We start from the raw sequence: 16,939 nt of genomic DNA, 5'->3' as shown, positions 1-16,939 counted from the left end.
GTGTGGTTTTGTTCAGTGAGTACAAAAATGAAAAACGTTGTATTGAGCATGCTGGCCAAAATTTCGAAGATTGATGCAGGCATGAAGCAGTTAACGGCCCGGGTCGAGGCGCAGTCACTGCTTATAAGTGCACTCGTTCTCGCTGTAAGTAGAGAGGGCGGCGTGACACAGATGATTGAAAGCGCAAACAAGGCCATAAACACCGTGATCGACTCCGCGGAGTGCGATGAACTGCTCAGGTCTGATGCCGCCTTACTGCTCAGTGAGTTTCAGAACCTTCTGGCCATTTCCCGCGCTGTAGACGGTGCGGATGAAGAAATTAATCAGGAAGGTATAGTGATGCTCAAAGGCTTATCCCACTCGCCAGATTAGTATTTATCGAGAAGAAACTGAGCGGGGTTCAGCATCTGTTATTAGTGATCTACGTCTCAGGGTTCAACCTGAAAAAGATCAATTTTTCTTCTCACGCTAAAGTTTTAGCCAGATGAGACGATAAGTTTTTGTAGAAGGTCAGCACCAGGAAATTTTATAATAAAATCAAGTAAGAAAATTAGCTGTGTGTGGGCCTCCCGGCCCCTTTTTTTGCAGCAGAAAATCAATTCATACTCAGATGCGTGCATTGACATTATTCAACTATTTCAAAAATGAATCCGTATTATTTTAAGCGTCCGGAAATTAACAGACAATTTACGAGACTTTTTATCAGGCGTCACTGTCTGGTGACACAGAGTCTGGAATTTTTTTTCATCGCCAAAAAAGCAGAACCCTGAGGCACCGGCAATGACAACCGCGTTTCTGCCCTCTCTTTTGGCAACGTAAAGAGCCTGGTCAGCCAGACGCAACATATCATCAAGACTGTCGCTTTTGGCCCCTAGCGACGCGACCCCTGCCGAGACTGTAATTTGTCCTGCGAACGGAAACCGTGTATCAGTAACAGCCTTACGGATTCGCTCAGCAGTCCTTGCTGCGTCTGAAAGCGTTGTCTGAGGGAGTAAAATAGCAAACCTTCACCACCAAAACGACTAATCAGATCGCGGGTACGACATGTCTGACGCATCAGTGTGGCCAGTTTTACGAGTACTGCGTCTCCGGCATCGTGCCCGAACCTGTCGTTTATTCTTTTAAAATGATCAATATCTATAGTAACAACGCTCTGAGTTATCTCACCATTATGCTTCTCGGCCAGAATATCAAATCCTCGCCTGTTGTTGAGCCTGGTCAGGGGATCGGTCATGGCTTCATCACTGAGTTTCGCAATGCGTTCGGCAACAATTATGCGGTACTCCTGTACTGCTTTTTTCAGACTGTCAGCTTCGTGATACCAGGCCTGTATCGACTGAACCGATGCGAGACGGGCATCATTTCCTGCGCTACGGACCATATCAGCCAGCTTTCCCAACGGAGATGCTATACGCCCGGCCAGAACGGCAACCGTGACTGCTGTCAGGATATTAACGGCCAGCAGAAACCAGAGTGACCCTCTGAGGGCGCGAAACAGAATCTGGCTGACCGTTTCAGAGGTGCCTGACATAAAAATGTTCCAGTTGGTCTGACTCAGACTTGCGTACCCCGTTAGAAACTCCTGACCATGCTTTTCAATGCTAAAATGCCCATAGTCTGTTGTGCTTAATTGTTTTTTTAGTTGCGCACTCAAGTCCATTTTAGTTCCAACCAGTGTCGGGTCGTGGCTCAGGATAATATCGCCATCATTGCTGACAATACTCACAACTGAATTTCGGGAATAGAAATGCTGGCTCAAAATATCGCTGAGCATGCTCTTTTTTTTGAGATAAATGGTGCCGCCAATATATCCAAGATAGTCTCCGTCAGGATTAAAAAGCGGGTGAGAGACAAACACAACATAGTTACCTGCTGCTGAAATATAGGGTTGAGAAATAAAAGGTTTGCGTATTGAAATAGCCTGTTGACTGGCGAGAGAGCTTAGTTTCACACCCAGAAGTTTAAGACTTTCCGGCGATGTGGCAGCAATCACAGCCTGCCGGTTTACTACAACTACTGTGTTAAAAAAGCCGGACTGCCTCCTCAACCGGTTTGTCTCCTTTACGAGAAGACCCTGATCGTTTAGTCCCTTTATTTCAGCCGCGCTCCAGGCAAGCTCATTTGCTGCTGTTTCAAAATAGCGGTCAGTGATGTCAGCGAGTTTACGGGCATAAGCAATGTTATCTTCAAGCAGGCTGTTCTCTATGTTGCTCTTTTGGAACAACAGCAATCCCACCAGAAGAAGAGTTGATGTGAGAAAGACACCTCCGACTGAAAGCAACGTTAGAAGCGTTCGGAGACGTAATTTTCTCAATAACATGGTAATGAAATTCCATTCATAAATTTTAGGATTTCTTCCAGTATCGGGGAGTTTCTCACCGAAGAAAAGCAAATGGATCTGTAGGAAGCGTCTGGAGTTTAAAATTGGGGATAGCCTTTTTGATGCTTAAGAAGCATTCAGACGACGATTCTTTTTTTCTTTCTCAATATGGTGCCAGAGTGGTTTTTATTTTCGTACAATGCTGAACTTTTAACTAACAAATCATGTCTTTACGCACACATCTATTAACATAACGATTTCAGCAACGCCGGCTTCCGATGGTGAGGGATGGTCGGTGCCTGTGGTCAGTTCAGAGCAATAAGCGGACGCTTAATCACGGGCTGGGATTGACAACACAGTTCCGCATCATTAAGACAATATACTTTTTCTTGTCAGCCATAATCGAAGGAAAAAGGGCCTTCACAGGCCCTTTTTTTAATCCGAAATCGGTTAACCCGGTTTTCAGAAACTTTGCCAGTTGTCATTGCCTGCGGTTGTAGCAGCAGGAACCGGACGCAGGGCAGCGGCGGCCGGCACAGGGCGTTCAGCCGGGCGGGTTGCTGCCGGGGATGCTGAGAGCGTAAACGTGTTTACCAACTGGTTGAGCGCTGCGGCCTGCTCCATCAGAGAGCGTGAGGCTGCAGAGGCCTCTTCAACCAGCGCGGCGTTCTGCTGTGTCACGTCGTCCATCTGATTGACGGCCTGATGCACCTGTCCTATCCCCTGAGACTGCTCACTGGCCGCCACGGATATTTCATCCACCAGGTCGGTGACCTGCCGTACGGCATCGTTCATTCTGGACATGTTTTCTCCCACCCCTTCAGCCTGAGCGGAGCCGGCTTCGACGAAGCCCATTGACGACTCGATGAGTTCCTTGATTTCCCGGGCCGAAGACGATGAGCGCTGTGCAAGATTGCGCACTTCACCGGCCACAACGGCAAAACCACGCCCCTGCTCTCCGGCACGGGCCGCTTCAACCGCCGCGTTCAGGGCCAGAATATTGGTCTGGAATGCAATCCCTTCAATCAGTGCGATGATGTCGGTGATTTTCGCTGAGCTTCCTCTGATATCGCCCATTGTGGACAGCAGCGTGCGGACACGACCGGCACTGTCTTCGGAGATTTCATGTGCGTTCTTCGCCAGCTGGCTGGCCAGACGGGTGTTTTCAGCTGTCTGGCGAACGGTTTCACTCAGCTCAGACATGCTTGCAGCGGTCTGCTCCAGAGAGGCGGCCTGCTCCTCGGTGCGCGATGAGAGGTCTTCATTACCCGCTGATATCTGTGCCGACGCAGAGCTGACTGACTGCGCTGACGCCTCAACTTTTGACAGTGACAGAGAGACGTTTTCAACCAGATGGTTGAATGCCCGGGCCGTCATGCCGATTTCATCCCGGCGGGACGCGTCAACCCGGAGTGTCAGGTCAAGCTTTTCACTGGCACTTTCCATTGTTTCACGCATACCGTTCAGCTGACTCCGGATGCCAAAGATGGTTCTGAGTGTGAAGAAAGCGAGAATGATGATGGCCAGCGCTGAACCGCCTGTCAGACTCCATACTGTCGTTTTATAGGTTCTGTCATTTTCTTTACGCAGGCTGTTGCCGATGTCTACGTTGAGCTTCAGCTGCTTCTGATAACCCGCAATCAGCTGACGTGCAGCTTCACCAATGCCGTCATTTCCCTGAAGCGCACCCAGAGCAACCGCATCATTCTGAGCCCGTGAGCCTGCCAGGAATGCCGGAAGCGTGGATTCAATCCGCTTAATGGTGGTGAAGGCCGACTCCGTCATCTTGCGGTCTTCTTCATTCGAAACGTCGTTTTTCAGGTAGTACTCGTTAAGTGAAGTAATGTTGCTGATAACGCCGTTAATTTGCTTCTCAACTTCGGCCTGCCGCCGGGGGTCTGTTGCGCTCTGGTGACGGTAGAGCCAGATAATCAGGGAGTTACTCCCGTCGACCATTTTGCCGAGGTCCAGAACTGACGGAATGGTGTTCTCCTGCACGTACTGAAAGCGGGACTGAAATCCTCCTGCAACGGCCACGATGACCATCGTGACCAGTGCTGCAGAGAGGAGCGAAAAGGTAAGCAGTAGTCGCTGTGTAATCGTCATCTGAATTTTCCGCCATTGTAATTGATTGATATGATTTAAAGTTTTGCATAAATCAAACTTTCAGCATATTTATCGGCAGAAAAAAGAATTTAATTATAAAAAAAGTGAAGCTGTCATTCTGCTGGCATGTAAACGTTCAGAAACTAATGAATTTTCGATTTTTGTCCGGCGACAAATCATCTGAAACGCTGCTGACTCAGTAACTGAAAGCGCGATTCATAAAAAATGTCCGCAGGCGGGCAAAGGAAAGTTAAGCCATCTCACGGCCGACACAATAGTCAGCAGTTGATGAAGTATAGTTGCGTACAGGAAAACGACAGCAACGGTCTGCCGATTGTTCTGAAAGATTAAAACATAGAGCCTGAGCTAAAGACGCGGGAAGATAAGCCGATAAATCTCAGTGATAAATGCCAGTCGCTAACGCTGTTAATAATCAATCTGCATTCCACCTGAGTATTTGGGGCTCCGGCCCCTTTTTTTATCCACAAAGTCCATTAATACCCTGTGCCACTTATGAACTAAGCACGGATTCAGGAACATCCGCTTCTGGCACAGAGCAGACTGTCAGATTAAATTCAGCTGTGCGGCATAACCGAGTCAGGCCGAATCAGCGGAGTCGGTATAAAAAAGCCAGCATAAGCTGGCTATGTTAATCAGTAACGGTGAGGGTCGTCAGTCCTGTTCTGGATAGAATTCCAGGGAAAGGATCTGCCCCATATCCCAGATACAGTCTTCGGGAAACACATCAAGTTGCGTTTCCTGAGCGGCTGAAGAGACAGCATCGGCCCAGACGGTCGCAATCCAGTCTGGATCGGCAAGGGCCACTTTCAGACTCGGCGTACCTTTTATATGCAACGCCAGAGCTTTACGCTGCTCTTTAATGGTACGTTGCCAGCTTGATCCACGACGTCCAGGCTGGAACTTCCATTTGAGAAGATGTGCAAGCAGAACCGCCATACGACTGGCTAATTCACGCTTTTCGCTTTTGCCCACGTCTTCGATCTCCTCGGCGATATTAGCAATATCAATCTCAGAGAAACGACCCGCACGCAGTAAAGCCGCCTGCTCCTGTGCCCAGGCAACAACATCGGCTTCATATCGTGTATTCATGGTTGATCTCCAGTGACATTCCTGATTTATGAATATCATTATAGAATAAAAAAGCGCCAGAAAAAACTGGCGCCGCGAGGGTGTAATTTAATGAATCCTTTACGAAATTGCGTAGATGGCCTTACGACAGACGCCATAGCCGTGTCCGAGGAACGGTATGTCATCGTCAAAGTCCATTGGCGGCTCGTTCGCCGGATTACTCGGAGCCGTTTGTTGTGCCTGAGAGGGCTGAGGCTGTTGTGGCTGCCCCCATCCGTTCTGCTGGCCTGACGGCTTATTGTTTCCACTGGTGTTGGTGCTGCTTTTAGCCCCGCACAGCATCTGCATTGTTCCGTTTACATCAACCACGATTTCGGTCGTATAGCGTTTAGTACCTTCGCTATCCTGCCATTCCCGTGTTCTGAGTTTGCCTTCGATATAGACCTGTGAACCCTTACGCAGGTATTCACCGGCAATTTCAGCCAGCTTTCCAAACAGAACGACACGATGCCATTCGGTTTTTTCCCGGTTTTCACCGGTCTGTTTGTCACGCCAGGTTTCTGAGGTGGCCAGAGAAAGACTGGTCACTGCAGTTCCGTTTGGCATGTAACGAACATCAGGGTCCTGACCGAGGTTGCCGACCAGGATAACTTTGTTGACGCCGCGTGCGGACATAATGAATTCCTCTTAGAAATGGGGTTGAGAGGAACACACCCGCCGGGATGTGTTCCGGCGGTGTGTCCGTGACGCTTAGAAAGATTCCGGATCGTAAGCCTTTTGAGTGGCCGGACCGGTTTCTGGCGTCTGGGAAGCGTTAGGAGCCTTGTAAACAATGTCCTGCCCCTTTTTGATGAACTCGACCTTTATCAGGCGAGCCTTCAGGGAGGGACGTGATTCACCGGCGTGCTCACCGCTTTGCAGGGTAAACACATCGGCTTTCAGGCCACTGAGTACAAATCCAATCAGGACTTTTTCCTCTTCATCAACGGCTTTCTGGCAGCGGTTGATGAGGGAGGTTGCCTCTTTACCCGATACAGTAATGTCGAAGCGGGTATAGGATGCACTGTCAGTTGGTCCGGTCAGGGCATTGATTACGGCGCAGGTAAATTCACCTTTTTGCCCCTCAAGACGACGAATCGAACTGAGGTAGCCGATACCACTGACGTTGAGGTTGAAATACTCTTTCTGATTGTTGCCGGTAGTGGCAGAACCAGCAGAGGCAGCGTTGTTTGAAGCAGGGGTGTTTGCAGTTGCAGTCATGATGTTATCTCCGGAGTAAAACGAAACAGGGTGCGGAGAAACATCAGTCCCGTGCGGGAGAGAGTTTCCCGCAGGGGGTCAGCAGATAACTGCCGACAGGCTGAATTGGTGAAGAGGACCTTAACCTGGTATTCAGGTCCCTGTTTGCAAAGGTTAACAGGTTTGAACCGCCCGAAAGCGCCATCTCTCAGGTTGTGATGGCATTGGCATGTGATTACCCGAAGGCGTCCCTCTCAAATCACCGGAACATTGGCAGTTGTCGGAAGGACAACGTTTAGCCTCTTTATCTTTCACGTACACGCGGCGCTTGTCAATCTGGCCACGTATAAAAATTCATCAGTGCGCGGATAACAAAAAGCGGCACCTCACGGCACCGCCATTGGGGTCTGCACCATCGACCTTTTGTTAACCTGCCTGGGGCAGTTGCTCCGCTGGCGTGTTCAGCTCCCGGCACGGATTTCACGGAGTTTTCGTGCCTTGACGCCTCCCGCACAGGTAGTAGGGGGCGACCAGACTGTACTCCGGCAGCACATGCATTAGATGCTGACGGAGCCCGCAGTCACGGGGTGCGGCTTCAGAGCCGGCGTCACAATAACAAAGGCGCTACCCGCCCGCAATCGGATAAGACGGGTTAATTCTTTTTTGTTTTTGGCGACTTAGCGCGGGCGGGGCTTTTACGCCTGCCAGTATCCAGACTGATGATGCCTTTGCATTCCGGGTAGTGCGTACAGCTGCGGAATTCTCCTTTAGGGCTCCTGCGCAGGGCGGTTTTGCTGCCGCAGAGCGGGCACGGAGGCGAAGGCGGCACCCGGATGCTGATGCGCTGCTGCATTCCCTGACTGACCAGCGTCGAGGTCCAGGCGGTCTGACGCTGCAGAAAGTCGTTCAGGTTCATACGACCGGCGGCCACTTCATCAAGCGCCTGCTCCCAGAGTGCAGTCATACCCGGGTCGGTCAGCTGCGCTGGTAGGGCATCGATGACGTCCGCCCCCAGGTCTGTTGCCAGCAGTTTGCTGCCTTTGAGCGCTATGAAACGGCGGCTCAGCAGCTGCTCGATGATGCCGGCCCGCGTTGCTTCAGTGCCGAGCCCGGCGTTTTCTTTGAGGATTTTACGCAGCTGAAGGTCCGTGACATAAGCAGCGGCGTTCATCATTGCACCAATCAGCGTGTCAAAGCTGTAGTGCGCAGGCGGCTGGGTCATCAGCTGCTTAACCTCCGCGCCGGTAACGCCGCACTGTGACCCTTTGCTGAGCGGTGGCAGGGCTCCTGCGCTCTCTTCGTCATTAACTTTCTTATCCTCTTCATCCTTTGTAAACAGCAGTTTCCAGCCCTTTAAGACTTAAGTGCGGCCAGTTGTGCGGAACAGCTGGCCACCGATATCAAAGGAAATACGCGTTGCGTCCGATTCACTGAGTGGAAGGAACTGGGCAAGGTAGTTGCGGCGGATAAGCAGGTAAACCTGACGCTCAGTCTCAGTCAGGGTGGACAGCTGAACGGCATTGCGTGTGGGGATAATGCCGTGGTGCGCCGTGATTTTTTTATCGTTCCAGATGCGGGAAACAAATCCTCTGTCCAGCTGTGAAAGCAGGGATGCGAACTCAGGTGAGGGGTCAGTCCGCGCCATGGCATCAAACACGGCCGGGATTTCTTCCCGCATTGATTCCGGCATCCAGCCGCAGTCTGTGCGGGGATAGGTCGTGGCTTTGTGCTTTTCATACAGGCTCTGAGCAGTGTCCAGCACCTGCTGTGGCGACATATTCCACATCTTGCCGCAGGCCCGTTGCAGCGTTCCCAGTGAAAAAGCCAGCGGGGCGGCCTCTTTCTCGCGTTTTGTTTCGTACTCCGTCACCGTAGCGACACCCGCCTGCCGGCAGAGCTGCGCCACCTGCTGAGCAATATTCTGGTGAATACAGCGCTTTTCCTCATCCGTATAGACGGCGGCCGGCACCCACGATGCCTGAAAACTGACACCTGAAGCACTGAGCACAGCCTTAACCTGCCAGAAAGGTTTCGGCACGAACGCAGCTATCTCACGGTCGCGACGAACAACCAGTGCCAGCGTGGGCGTCTGTACCCGCCCGACTGAGACCACGCCCTCAAAACCTGCTTCGGCCGCCCGGAGGGTATACAGCCGGGACAGGTTCATGCCGACCAGCCAGTCCGCGCGTGAACGACCCAGCCCGGCATGGTACATCCCGACCGAAGCTTGTCCCGGACGCAGGTCGCTCAGAGCAGCCCGGACGCTGAGCTCGTCCAGGGCCGAGAACCACAGGCGCAGAATTTTCCCCTCCCAGCCGCAGTAGTCCAGCAGTTCGCGGGCGATGACTTCACCTTCGCGATCGGCGTCGGTGGCAATCACCACTTCATCTGCCACCCTGAGCAGTTTCTCAATGACTTTGAACTGATCCTGCGTGTCCTTTTTAACGACAACCTGCCACGCTGAAGGGAGGATTGGCAGCGCAGACAGCGACCAGGGCTTGCCGTACTGCTGGCCATAGACCTCTGGGGGCGCGGTCTCCAGCAGATGGCCTACCGCCCAGGTGACCGTCACGCCGTTTCCCGTTATAAAACCGTCACCGCGTCGGGTCGCGCCCAGTACGGAGGCGAGGTCACGCCCCTGAGAAGGCTTTTCGCACAAGAATAACCGCATCACCGGCCCCCGCTACTGACCGGCTTTATAACGCAGGCGCAGAAGATTCACGCTGGCCTCGTTAATCGGCGGAGAAAATGCCGAGCGTTTCTCACCGAGCAGAACCGCGCGATCGGGTTCACCTGCCGCCTCGCAGGCAATGCGCCATGTCTCGTTATCTTCAGCAGCGTCAAGACGGGTTGCGCCTACTTTTCGATAGCGTAAAACAGAACCATAAATCTCTCTCAGCAGACGGCTTCCGCTCCCCAGCATGTCATAACGTTGACTGCGGGAGATGACACCATAATGGGCGGCCTGCAAAACCCTTTTTGCATACTGATCAAATCCCATCAGTAAAAAAACGCACCGGTAACCGAGGGGGGTGCCACTGAATACCGTCAGATCCAGCGTTTCAGCTGCCTGTGCATCCGTAATACTGACGCCCGCAGGCACGAAACTCATCTGCTTATCCAGTGAGGCGATAAGTTCATTCATCTGCTGACTGGCATGCTCAATCTTTTCTTCAAGGGTCAGCATGGCCATATCAGCCCATGGTTCGTTTTGTTGAGAATCGCGGTTGATTTGTGTGGCACGATGAAGGAACTGGGGCATCCCCATAATCGGCTGCTTTCCCTTTTTACCGTCGTCACGCTTCTCCGCTTTGCGCCCTTCCCATAAACCAATCGCATAATTAGTGTGCAGTTCAATTCGTAGTTCAGACTGCAGCGCACCGGCCCTGTTTTTCTTCTCTGCCATCGTTAATACCTGCATTCAGTTACATTCAGTTAAGATGAACCGGCATCATCCTGAAAGCGCAGTTTTAACAACAGCCTGAAACTCATAATCCCGTTCGCCTAATTACAGGCTGTTCAATTTTTGGCCTTGTTGCGGGGCGCAACAAGGTTGTTTTTTAACCAGTTGCGGGCTTGTCAGGTATGGATCGCCATTAGCATCACCCTGCTGGTTGTTTTTTAATCTTGTTGCGCCCCGCAACAAGGCTGTTTTTTAACCAGTTGTGGGCTTGTCTGGTATGGACCGTCATTAACATTACCCTGCTGGTTGTTTTTTAATCTTGTTGCGCCCCGCAACAAGGTTGTTTTTTAACCAGTTTCGGGCTAATCAGGTTTGGCCCGCCATTAACATTACCCTGTTGGTTGTTTTTTAATCTTGTTGCGCCCCGCAACAAGGTTGTTTTTCATACAATGTTATTATGGCGCCTTGGTAAACTGCTGCCTGATAGCGGCAATGGCCGCATTAACCTGTTCAGCCGACGCCCGGTTCTCAGGCAGCACCGCTACAGCGATGGACGAGGCGGAATACTGTGCAGGCCTGTCTGCAGCATCGCTGACAGGCCCCGATCCTCCCTGGAATGCGTTTGTGCCCGGAGCGTCAGACTGCCGGAATTCGCCCTGTCTGGCGCGTTTCAGCATGGTGAACATCCAGCCGGCAGGATTCGCCAGGCGGCCTTTGCGCAGCTGCGCCTGCAGCAGGCCGCTCAGCCCGGTTGCCACCGACACCGGCAGCGCACAAAACTGCTCGCTGACCATCTGACGGTCTTCACCGCTCAGGCTGGCCAGAAAGCTCTCTGGCAGAACTGGCCGATCAGCAACGTACGTTTCTTTAATCACACTCTGTGTGAAAGAACGTACGTTACGGTTCGAATTTCGAACTCTGTTGTAAGTGACTGTTTTATTACTTAGTTCGGATTCCGTACTCAGTGATTTTTGACCCTGCGCATGACTGAGTTCGGATTCCGAACTCAGTGTTTCAGGGGGTTTTTCAGCAGCTTTCTGACTGAGTTCGTTTTTCGAACCCGGTTGTGCCGCGCCGTTTTTACGCATCATGGCCAGCGGCGTTGACGGAGCATTAAGGCGACTTTCAATCAGCGCCAGGCGGCTATGGCGATGGCGCATACTCTTGTCCAGAAGAATGTCGTTAACAATGGCCAGCGCTGTCATGCGCACGGACTTGTTCTTACTCTGGCAGCTCTGCTCAACCAACGTCAGCCAGCCCGGGTCGAAGGTCTCCGCATCACGGTAGCCCAGCGGTTCATCGTGCTGGGCATAGATGTTGCCGCGCACCCGGCCGCCCTCGTCGCGCACCTTTTTGCACAGGCTTATCCAGCCCGTGAGCCGCAGCATCAGCAGCGTGCGGCTCACCGTTTCCCGCGAGGCCCTGTCGGAATGCGCCGAGGCCAGCTGCGCCTGCAGCTCGTCATAGGTCGGAAACACCGCCCCCTCATTCTGCTGGGCATAAAGGCGTATCATCACCCAGGCGGTTTTATCGAGCGGCGACAGGCGCGTGTCGAGAAATAAACGGCGGGGAAATGCGTCGTGGACGTTGCCCATAAACAGCAGGCCGCTCCGTTCCTGACCGGCATCGCCGTTAACAGCCCTGCGCTCAAGGCTTTTCTCCATACGTGACAGCGTGTGCGCCACAATGCTGTCGGCGGGTAAGTTCATTTTTTGTTCCCCTTTTTTACCTGAGACAGCACAGTGCCGGGATTAACCCGGCACTGTCTGGTCTTCGCTGGTCGTCCGTTACCGGCGTATTTCACGGTTGTACGTCTCATGATCCATCAGCCACCACTGCCGGCCACCGTCCTTACTGAGCATTCGCCAGTATGGGCCGACATCAATTTTGAGGTAGCCATTGAGGGCCAGCCGCCGGAACACCTTTTTACCGCTGCAGACCGCCAGGAACAGCTGCTGAGCCCGGCGGCGCACAGATGGGGAGACCTGCTGACGTCGGGTGAAGTCGCTTAATCTCATCAGGTCTCCTTACGCAGCAAAGGTAAAGAGGCAACCCGCTGTGATGCCTCCCGGCACCACTGGCAGACCTTCGTCCACACGGCGGTCAGCGACAGGCCGTGAAGCTCTGCTGCCAGCATCATCGCCTCCAGCGCCTTGTGCGAGTCCGGCGACTCAAGACCGGCGTTTTTCCACTCGTCCCACAGGAGCGCATCCTGCTCCTCGGTCAGAGACTGCGTCCGGCCCTGACGGCTCTCGATGCCCATCAGCCGGCGACGGCTGCTCACGTCGGAGGGTGACATGCCAAAGTATTTGTCCATCAGCTCCATAGAACCACCCAGCTCAAGGGCGCGGTCGATCATCAGCATACGGGCCTGCTCGTTGCGGGCCTGGTTGAGTATCAGCCAGAAGTTTTCGTGGTTGAATTTGACGTCCAGGACGGATACCTTCGACTGACCGATATAGTGCAGCTCGTCAAGGCTGAGGCCGCTGAGCGCCCGGATTTCCTCAACCGACAGGCCCAGCGATTCGCAGCGGCGGATATTGCCGCTCTTGAGGTCCATCAGCAGCGAGCTCAGAATGCTGGCTGTCGCGCCGGGAAGGTTTTGCTGGTTCACAGACCACCTCCCGCACTGACCTGGCTGGTCAGCTGGATTGCATCAAAGAGCCAGCCCGACAGGCAGGCCCCCAGTAAGAGTGTGTTAATCATTGCGCGTGTCTCCTGCCGTAAGCTGTTTATTAGCCTGCGCCCCTGCCAGGCCGTGGCTGAGTTCGGCCTGACGGCCTGCAAACCATCCCGCCGTGCGTGCCGACATGTCGCCGCGACAACTTTTCGCCTCGCGCGTGACAAGCGCGGAGAAAGCCTGTCCCGAATGCCGCTGCGCCAGCCAGCGCTGCAGCACCTGATTCTCACCGTCAGGCGTACTGAAAGACTGCAGAACCTGCCAGACGCCGGAGACCCAGCCTTCACGAAACTGGTCGGCGCGGCCGCGCAGCGTGCTCCTGAGAATGCGGCGCTTGCGGTAAGTAGACATATGGCTGTCGGTTGCCGCCCGCAGCTTGCGCTGCAGGACGGTATAGATGTAAAGGGCCAGCTCGGGGCGCTCGCCGAAGCCGTAAAAATGAAGTGACCGGCGTATCATGCGCAGTCCGCCCGAATTCACATAGCCGTACCAGCTAAACCAGCACCGGCAGCCCGTGGCCATGCACACCACCGTGGCCAGCGAGTGCATCCAGGCGGGCACTTTCTCGGCGTTGCTGGTCAGCTGTTCGCAGACCGATTCACCTATCTCACTCAGCGTAATCTGGTCGTCATTCAGGCCGTGACGGCGCATGAGGCGCTGGGCCAGCGCAACCGCCCGGGCGGCTTCATGATCGTTGCTGTTCTGCGTCCCCAGCGCCATCAGGCGACGGATACGCCGGGTGAGTTTTGACTTATCTGCCATGATGAGCCCCCCGGTAACCGCCAGCCATGTGTAGGGCCTTTTTCTCCTTCACGTACTGACAGCCGGCGCAGAGTTTCACACCCGGCATCGCACGCTGGCGGCCTGCTGGAATGTCAGCACCGCAGCACTCACAGAACTCGTTTGACGGCTCATTGGCACGGAGCTGCGACCGGGCGGCATCAATGCCGCGCTGAATGAATAAGGCCGTACAGGCCTGTGCCATTTCGTCGTTCAAATCATCAGACATTTTCTCCCCCTTTTGCGGCAAGGCGCTGCAGCTCACGCAGGCGGCGAATGATACGGATAAGGCGCATCATTTTGACCACCATGACGTCGTCAAATACCGGCGTATCAGCCGGTTCCTGTGAACCAAAAAAATTCAGGCAGAACATGAACATGTTGCACTGATGACTGGGCAGACGGCCGGACAGGCCCGCAAGGAACAGGCTGAACTCGCGACTGCCGCCGGATACGGAAAAGCCGGCAGACTCAGGGCTTTTGTCCTCACTGATGTCGCTTACACAGCCCATCCCCTCGGCAATTTCGTAGGCCAGCCGGTAGGCCATATCCTGAAGATGCTCAACATCATCCTGCATAGCCGGGATCAGCCAGATGTCGCTGACGGGTTCAAGGCCGGTTTCGGCAAAGCTCACTGACCCGGTGGATACCGGTGCCGTGTCGTCATGCTCGCTGAACGCAGAAACAAGGGAATGGCTGCCTGAAGAAACCAGATCGGCGGCGTGCTCACTGTTTGTGCTAACGGCATTACCGGTAATAACAGGACGGCCACCAAACAGATCATTATGGATTTCACTTCTGGGCATGCTGCCGACGCTGATGCCAGTGCTGTCAGGCAGCACTGTAAGGCCAACTGGCTCAGGAGCCGGTTCGGGGCGGGTTGAACCCGTGAGGGTGCCTGAGCGCAGGCCAGTGACGGGCGTGACGGCGGTCGGGTCATCCGGCAGAACGGTGACAGGGGGAGCCTTCCCGCCGGAGCCTTCCGACAGGCGAGTGAGCGTCAGCGGCGGCATGGTCGGCGGCTCCCCAAACTGTTCGCGGCGTTTCTGTTCTTTAGGATCGAGCTCAATCAGCCAGCGGTCATAGTTGAGACTGGGGTGTGGCAGAGCCTTCATCAGTTGCCCGATAAACTCATCCCTGAAAACTTCGAGGGAATAACTGTCCGGCTCATCAAATACGCGGCAGGTTTCTCCAAAAACTTCATCGAGAGTAACGCTGGGGTTGACGTCGCCGCAGAAAGATTTCCAGACTTTAAAAGCGGATGATCGCAGGCTGAGCAGAGGCATAACCTGCCCCCGACTCATACCGCTTTCAAGCATTCGTGGCATGTAGGGGTAGAGATAATCAAGCGTGTCTTCCATTCGACTAATGCTTGAACTGTCAATTGGATAACCCTCTCTCCCCAGAATATCTGAAAGCTCACGTAATGTTACGCTACGTGAAAGCTGTTCCTCGTATATAACCCGCGCTTTATGTACGCCTAAGGCTTTATCTATATATGTAAGGTCACCCCTGACCTCATTCTCAGCAAGATGACCTACCAGGCATTTAAGCCGACCCGGCCAGGGTTTAAAGATGGTGTGAACACGATAAAAGCGATCATCCCCCGTCTCTTGCCAGAGTTCACACAGTATTTGATAGCGGGTATTCCCCCCATCGCTGAATATATAGACGCCATCACCGTCCGGATCTAATGTGACTTTAGGTACAGAGTCCAGACCACGCGCGCGTATAGAAGCCTTTATATCCTCGTAACGGGGATTTTTTGCATTTCGGGGGTTGTCTGGATTAGGCCTGAGCTGATCAAGTGTCAGCACCATGGCCATTTCGCTGATCGGTACGTGAGGCGAGGCTGCATTGTCACTCTGCTGTACAGGCGATTTACCCCGCTGTAGCATCGCAGTGCCCAGGTTCAGGTTGCGCACGTTACTCATACAGACCTCCTGGCTTGGACCTGGAGATTTTCGAAGCGGGTGTATCTGCCCTCAAAGCGTAGACGCAGGGTGCCCGTTGGCCCCTGACGCTGCTTGCCGATGATGAGCTCAGCCAGGCCCCTGTCCGGGGAGTTTTCGTTGTAAACCTCGTCACGGTAAACAAAAATGATGACGTCTGCATCCTGCTCTAGGGCACCCGAGTCACGCAGGTCGCCGCAGTTGGGGCGCTTATCGGCCCGGCTTTCCAGTGAACGATTGAGCTGGGACAGCGCCACAACCGGGCAGCCCATCTCTTTGGCCAGCGCCTTCAGCGAACGGGATATCTCTGCGATTTCCTGGGTGCGGTTTTCCTGATCAGGACAACGCATGAGCTGAAGGTAGTCGAGGCCAATGATGGAGGGATTACCGTAGCGTCGGGCATTACGTCGCGCCCGGACGCGAAGCATGGCCGGCGTCAGTCCACTGGTATCATCAATGAGCAGGCGCTCTCTGATATCCCCTGTCAGCACTCCGAAGACGCCTGATACCCGGGCCCAGTCTTCATCGTCCATCATCCCGCTCTTCATTCGGGTCAGGTCAACGTTGCCGAGCGACGACACCATGCGCATCAGGATTTGTTCTTTAGGCTGTTCAAGACTGTATAACTGGCTGCTGGAGTCTGTTTTTTTCATCAGAGAATTCATGATGATATTGATGAGGAACGCCGTTTTACCCATGGAGGGACGCGCGGCGATAAGGACAAGGTCACCCGGCTGAAGACCGCTTGTGAAGGTATCCAGTTCATCAAACCCGGTCGGCGTGCCAGTGATGCCGTCGGGCGTCTGATTACGCCGTTCCAGCTCGACCAGCAGTTTTTCCAGGCCGTCCACCATGGTGACTCCCTGCTGGGGTTCGGCCCGCTCTGCCAGCTGCATGATTTTCTGCTCGGCCGCTTCCATCGCGACGGCGATATCCGCGCCCGGCACGGTGGCAGATTCATGTATCTCACTACCGATGACTGCCAGCTGGCGACCGCGACTGTAACAGGCCACGATGTCGCAGTAGTGCGTGATGTTGGCCACGCTCGGGGTGTTTTTGGCAATCTCGGCCAGATAGGCAAAACCGCCCAGCTGTTCAAGCGAGTCTTTTCCCCGGCTTTCAATACTTTCAGACAGCGTCAGAAGGTCAATTGGCCTGTTTGCTGCAACAAGATGCGACATTGCCTTAAAAATTTCGCGATGAACCTTGTGGTAAAAATCATCCGCGCCGATGCGCAGGACAACTTCATCCCAGCAGTCGTTATCCAGCATCAGGCCGCCAATGACGCTTTGTTCTGCATCCTGTGAATACAGGCCCGGTATATTTCTGCGGTTATCAGACATGAGAACCTCCCAGGTGGAAGGTCACTA

The 16,939-nt window shown here is 53.7% G+C and carries 13 protein-coding genes and 2 pseudogenes; 1 reads left to right on the top strand and 14 read right to left on the bottom strand.

Annotated features, from left to right (window positions below; translation table 11 throughout):
* Positions 1-27: 27 nt before the first annotated feature.
* Positions 28-372: an anti-adapter protein IraP gene (iraP, locus tag G5574_RS15455; RefSeq protein WP_164482837.1), complete on the top strand. Its 345-nt coding sequence runs from the start codon at positions 28-30 to the stop codon at positions 370-372.
* 389 nt (positions 373-761) lie between these two features.
* Here iraP and G5574_RS15450 read toward each other — a convergent pair.
* The 14 genes and pseudogenes from G5574_RS15450 to dnaB-PI form a co-directional block, all read right to left on the bottom strand.
* Positions 762-2,320 (bottom strand): annotated as a pseudogene (locus tag G5574_RS15450) (sensor domain-containing diguanylate cyclase); the annotation flags it as partial.
* A gap of 462 nt (positions 2,321-2,782) precedes the next feature.
* Positions 2,783-4,426, bottom strand: coding sequence for a methyl-accepting chemotaxis protein (locus G5574_RS15445; protein ID WP_164482836.1), 1,644 nt, complete (start codon positions 4,424-4,426; stop codon positions 2,783-2,785).
* Positions 4,427-5,098: 672 nt separating this feature from the next.
* Positions 5,099-5,536, bottom strand: coding sequence for a DUF29 domain-containing protein (locus tag G5574_RS15440; protein ID WP_014606856.1), 438 nt, complete (start codon positions 5,534-5,536; stop codon positions 5,099-5,101).
* Positions 5,537-5,635: 99 nt separating this feature from the next.
* Positions 5,636-6,190 carry a single-stranded DNA-binding protein gene (locus G5574_RS15435; RefSeq protein WP_164482835.1) on the bottom strand — a complete coding sequence of 185 codons (555 nt, stop codon included), beginning with the start codon at positions 6,188-6,190 and terminating at the stop codon, positions 5,636-5,638.
* Between the two features lie 75 nt (positions 6,191-6,265).
* Positions 6,266-6,775 carry an STY4534 family ICE replication protein gene (locus G5574_RS15430; RefSeq protein ID WP_164482834.1) on the bottom strand — a complete coding sequence of 170 codons (510 nt, stop codon included), beginning with the start codon at positions 6,773-6,775 and terminating at the stop codon, positions 6,266-6,268.
* 631 nt (positions 6,776-7,406) lie between these two features.
* Positions 7,407-9,425: pseudogene (locus tag G5574_RS15425) on the bottom strand (DNA topoisomerase III).
* 12 nt (positions 9,426-9,437) lie between these two features.
* Positions 9,438-10,160 (bottom strand): PFL_4669 family integrating conjugative element protein, encoded by a 723-nt coding sequence (locus tag G5574_RS15420; RefSeq protein WP_164482833.1) that lies wholly within the window; start codon positions 10,158-10,160, stop codon positions 9,438-9,440.
* A 452-nt stretch (positions 10,161-10,612) separates the two neighbouring features.
* Complete coding sequence (locus G5574_RS15415; protein WP_164482832.1) at positions 10,613-11,866, bottom strand: STY4528 family pathogenicity island replication protein; 1,254 nt, start codon at positions 11,864-11,866, stop codon at positions 10,613-10,615.
* Positions 11,867-11,944: 78 nt separating this feature from the next.
* Positions 11,945-12,175 carry a ParE family toxin-like protein gene (locus tag G5574_RS15410; protein WP_164482831.1) on the bottom strand — a complete coding sequence of 77 codons (231 nt, stop codon included), beginning with the start codon at positions 12,173-12,175 and terminating at the stop codon, positions 11,945-11,947.
* Positions 12,175-12,771, bottom strand: a complete 597-nt coding sequence (locus tag G5574_RS15405; RefSeq protein WP_164482830.1) for a DUF2857 domain-containing protein — start codon at positions 12,769-12,771, stop codon at positions 12,175-12,177. Before G5574_RS15405 ends, G5574_RS15410 begins: the two co-directional genes overlap by 1 nt.
* 84 nt (positions 12,772-12,855) lie before the next feature.
* The gene (locus tag G5574_RS15400) at positions 12,856-13,599 is read right to left on the bottom strand and encodes a DUF2786 domain-containing protein (RefSeq protein WP_164482829.1); all 744 of its coding nucleotides are present in this window, start codon (positions 13,597-13,599) and stop codon (positions 12,856-12,858) included.
* Positions 13,589-13,846 (bottom strand): TraR/DksA C4-type zinc finger protein, encoded by a 258-nt coding sequence (locus G5574_RS15395; RefSeq protein WP_164482828.1) that lies wholly within the window; start codon positions 13,844-13,846, stop codon positions 13,589-13,591. Before G5574_RS15395 ends, G5574_RS15400 begins: the two co-directional genes overlap by 11 nt.
* Positions 13,839-15,551: a ParB family protein gene (locus G5574_RS15390; RefSeq protein WP_164482827.1), complete on the bottom strand. Its 1,713-nt coding sequence runs from the start codon at positions 15,549-15,551 to the stop codon at positions 13,839-13,841. Before G5574_RS15390 ends, G5574_RS15395 begins: the two co-directional genes overlap by 8 nt.
* Complete coding sequence (gene dnaB-PI / locus G5574_RS15385) at positions 15,548-16,912, bottom strand: SPI-7-type island replicative DNA helicase (protein ID WP_164482826.1); 1,365 nt, start codon at positions 16,910-16,912, stop codon at positions 15,548-15,550. Before dnaB-PI ends, G5574_RS15390 begins: the two co-directional genes overlap by 4 nt.
* Positions 16,913-16,939: the final 27 nt, after the last annotated feature.

This window comes from Pantoea stewartii (assembly GCF_011044475.1).
GTDB classification, from domain to species: Bacteria; Pseudomonadota; Gammaproteobacteria; order Enterobacterales; family Enterobacteriaceae; genus Pantoea; species Pantoea stewartii.
The sequence above is the reverse complement of the archived record's forward strand: the minus strand, read 5'-3'. Positions and strand labels throughout refer to the sequence as shown.

Excerpts from the sequence above, each read along its gene's own strand:
- iraP (WP_164482837.1), top strand. The coding sequence starts at position 28 with ATGAAAAACGTTGTATTGAGCATGCTGGCCAAAATTTCGAAGATTGAT.
- G5574_RS15445 (WP_164482836.1), bottom strand. The coding sequence starts at position 4,426 with ATGACGATTACACAGCGACTACTGCTTACCTTTTCGCTCCTCTCTGCA.
- G5574_RS15440 (WP_014606856.1), bottom strand. The coding sequence starts at position 5,536 with ATGAATACACGATATGAAGCCGATGTTGTTGCCTGGGCACAGGAGCAG.
- G5574_RS15435 (WP_164482835.1), bottom strand. The coding sequence starts at position 6,190 with ATGTCCGCACGCGGCGTCAACAAAGTTATCCTGGTCGGCAACCTCGGT.
- G5574_RS15430 (WP_164482834.1), bottom strand. The coding sequence starts at position 6,775 with ATGACTGCAACTGCAAACACCCCTGCTTCAAACAACGCTGCCTCTGCT.
- G5574_RS15420 (WP_164482833.1), bottom strand. The coding sequence starts at position 10,160 with ATGGCAGAGAAGAAAAACAGGGCCGGTGCGCTGCAGTCTGAACTACGA.
- G5574_RS15415 (WP_164482832.1), bottom strand. The coding sequence starts at position 11,866 with ATGAACTTACCCGCCGACAGCATTGTGGCGCACACGCTGTCACGTATG.
- G5574_RS15410 (WP_164482831.1), bottom strand. The coding sequence starts at position 12,175 with ATGAGATTAAGCGACTTCACCCGACGTCAGCAGGTCTCCCCATCTGTG.
- G5574_RS15400 (WP_164482829.1), bottom strand. The coding sequence starts at position 13,599 with ATGGCAGATAAGTCAAAACTCACCCGGCGTATCCGTCGCCTGATGGCG.
- G5574_RS15395 (WP_164482828.1), bottom strand. The coding sequence starts at position 13,846 with ATGTCTGATGATTTGAACGACGAAATGGCACAGGCCTGTACGGCCTTA.
- G5574_RS15390 (WP_164482827.1), bottom strand. The coding sequence starts at position 15,551 with ATGAGTAACGTGCGCAACCTGAACCTGGGCACTGCGATGCTACAGCGG.
- dnaB-PI (WP_164482826.1), bottom strand. The coding sequence starts at position 16,912 with ATGTCTGATAACCGCAGAAATATACCGGGCCTGTATTCACAGGATGCA.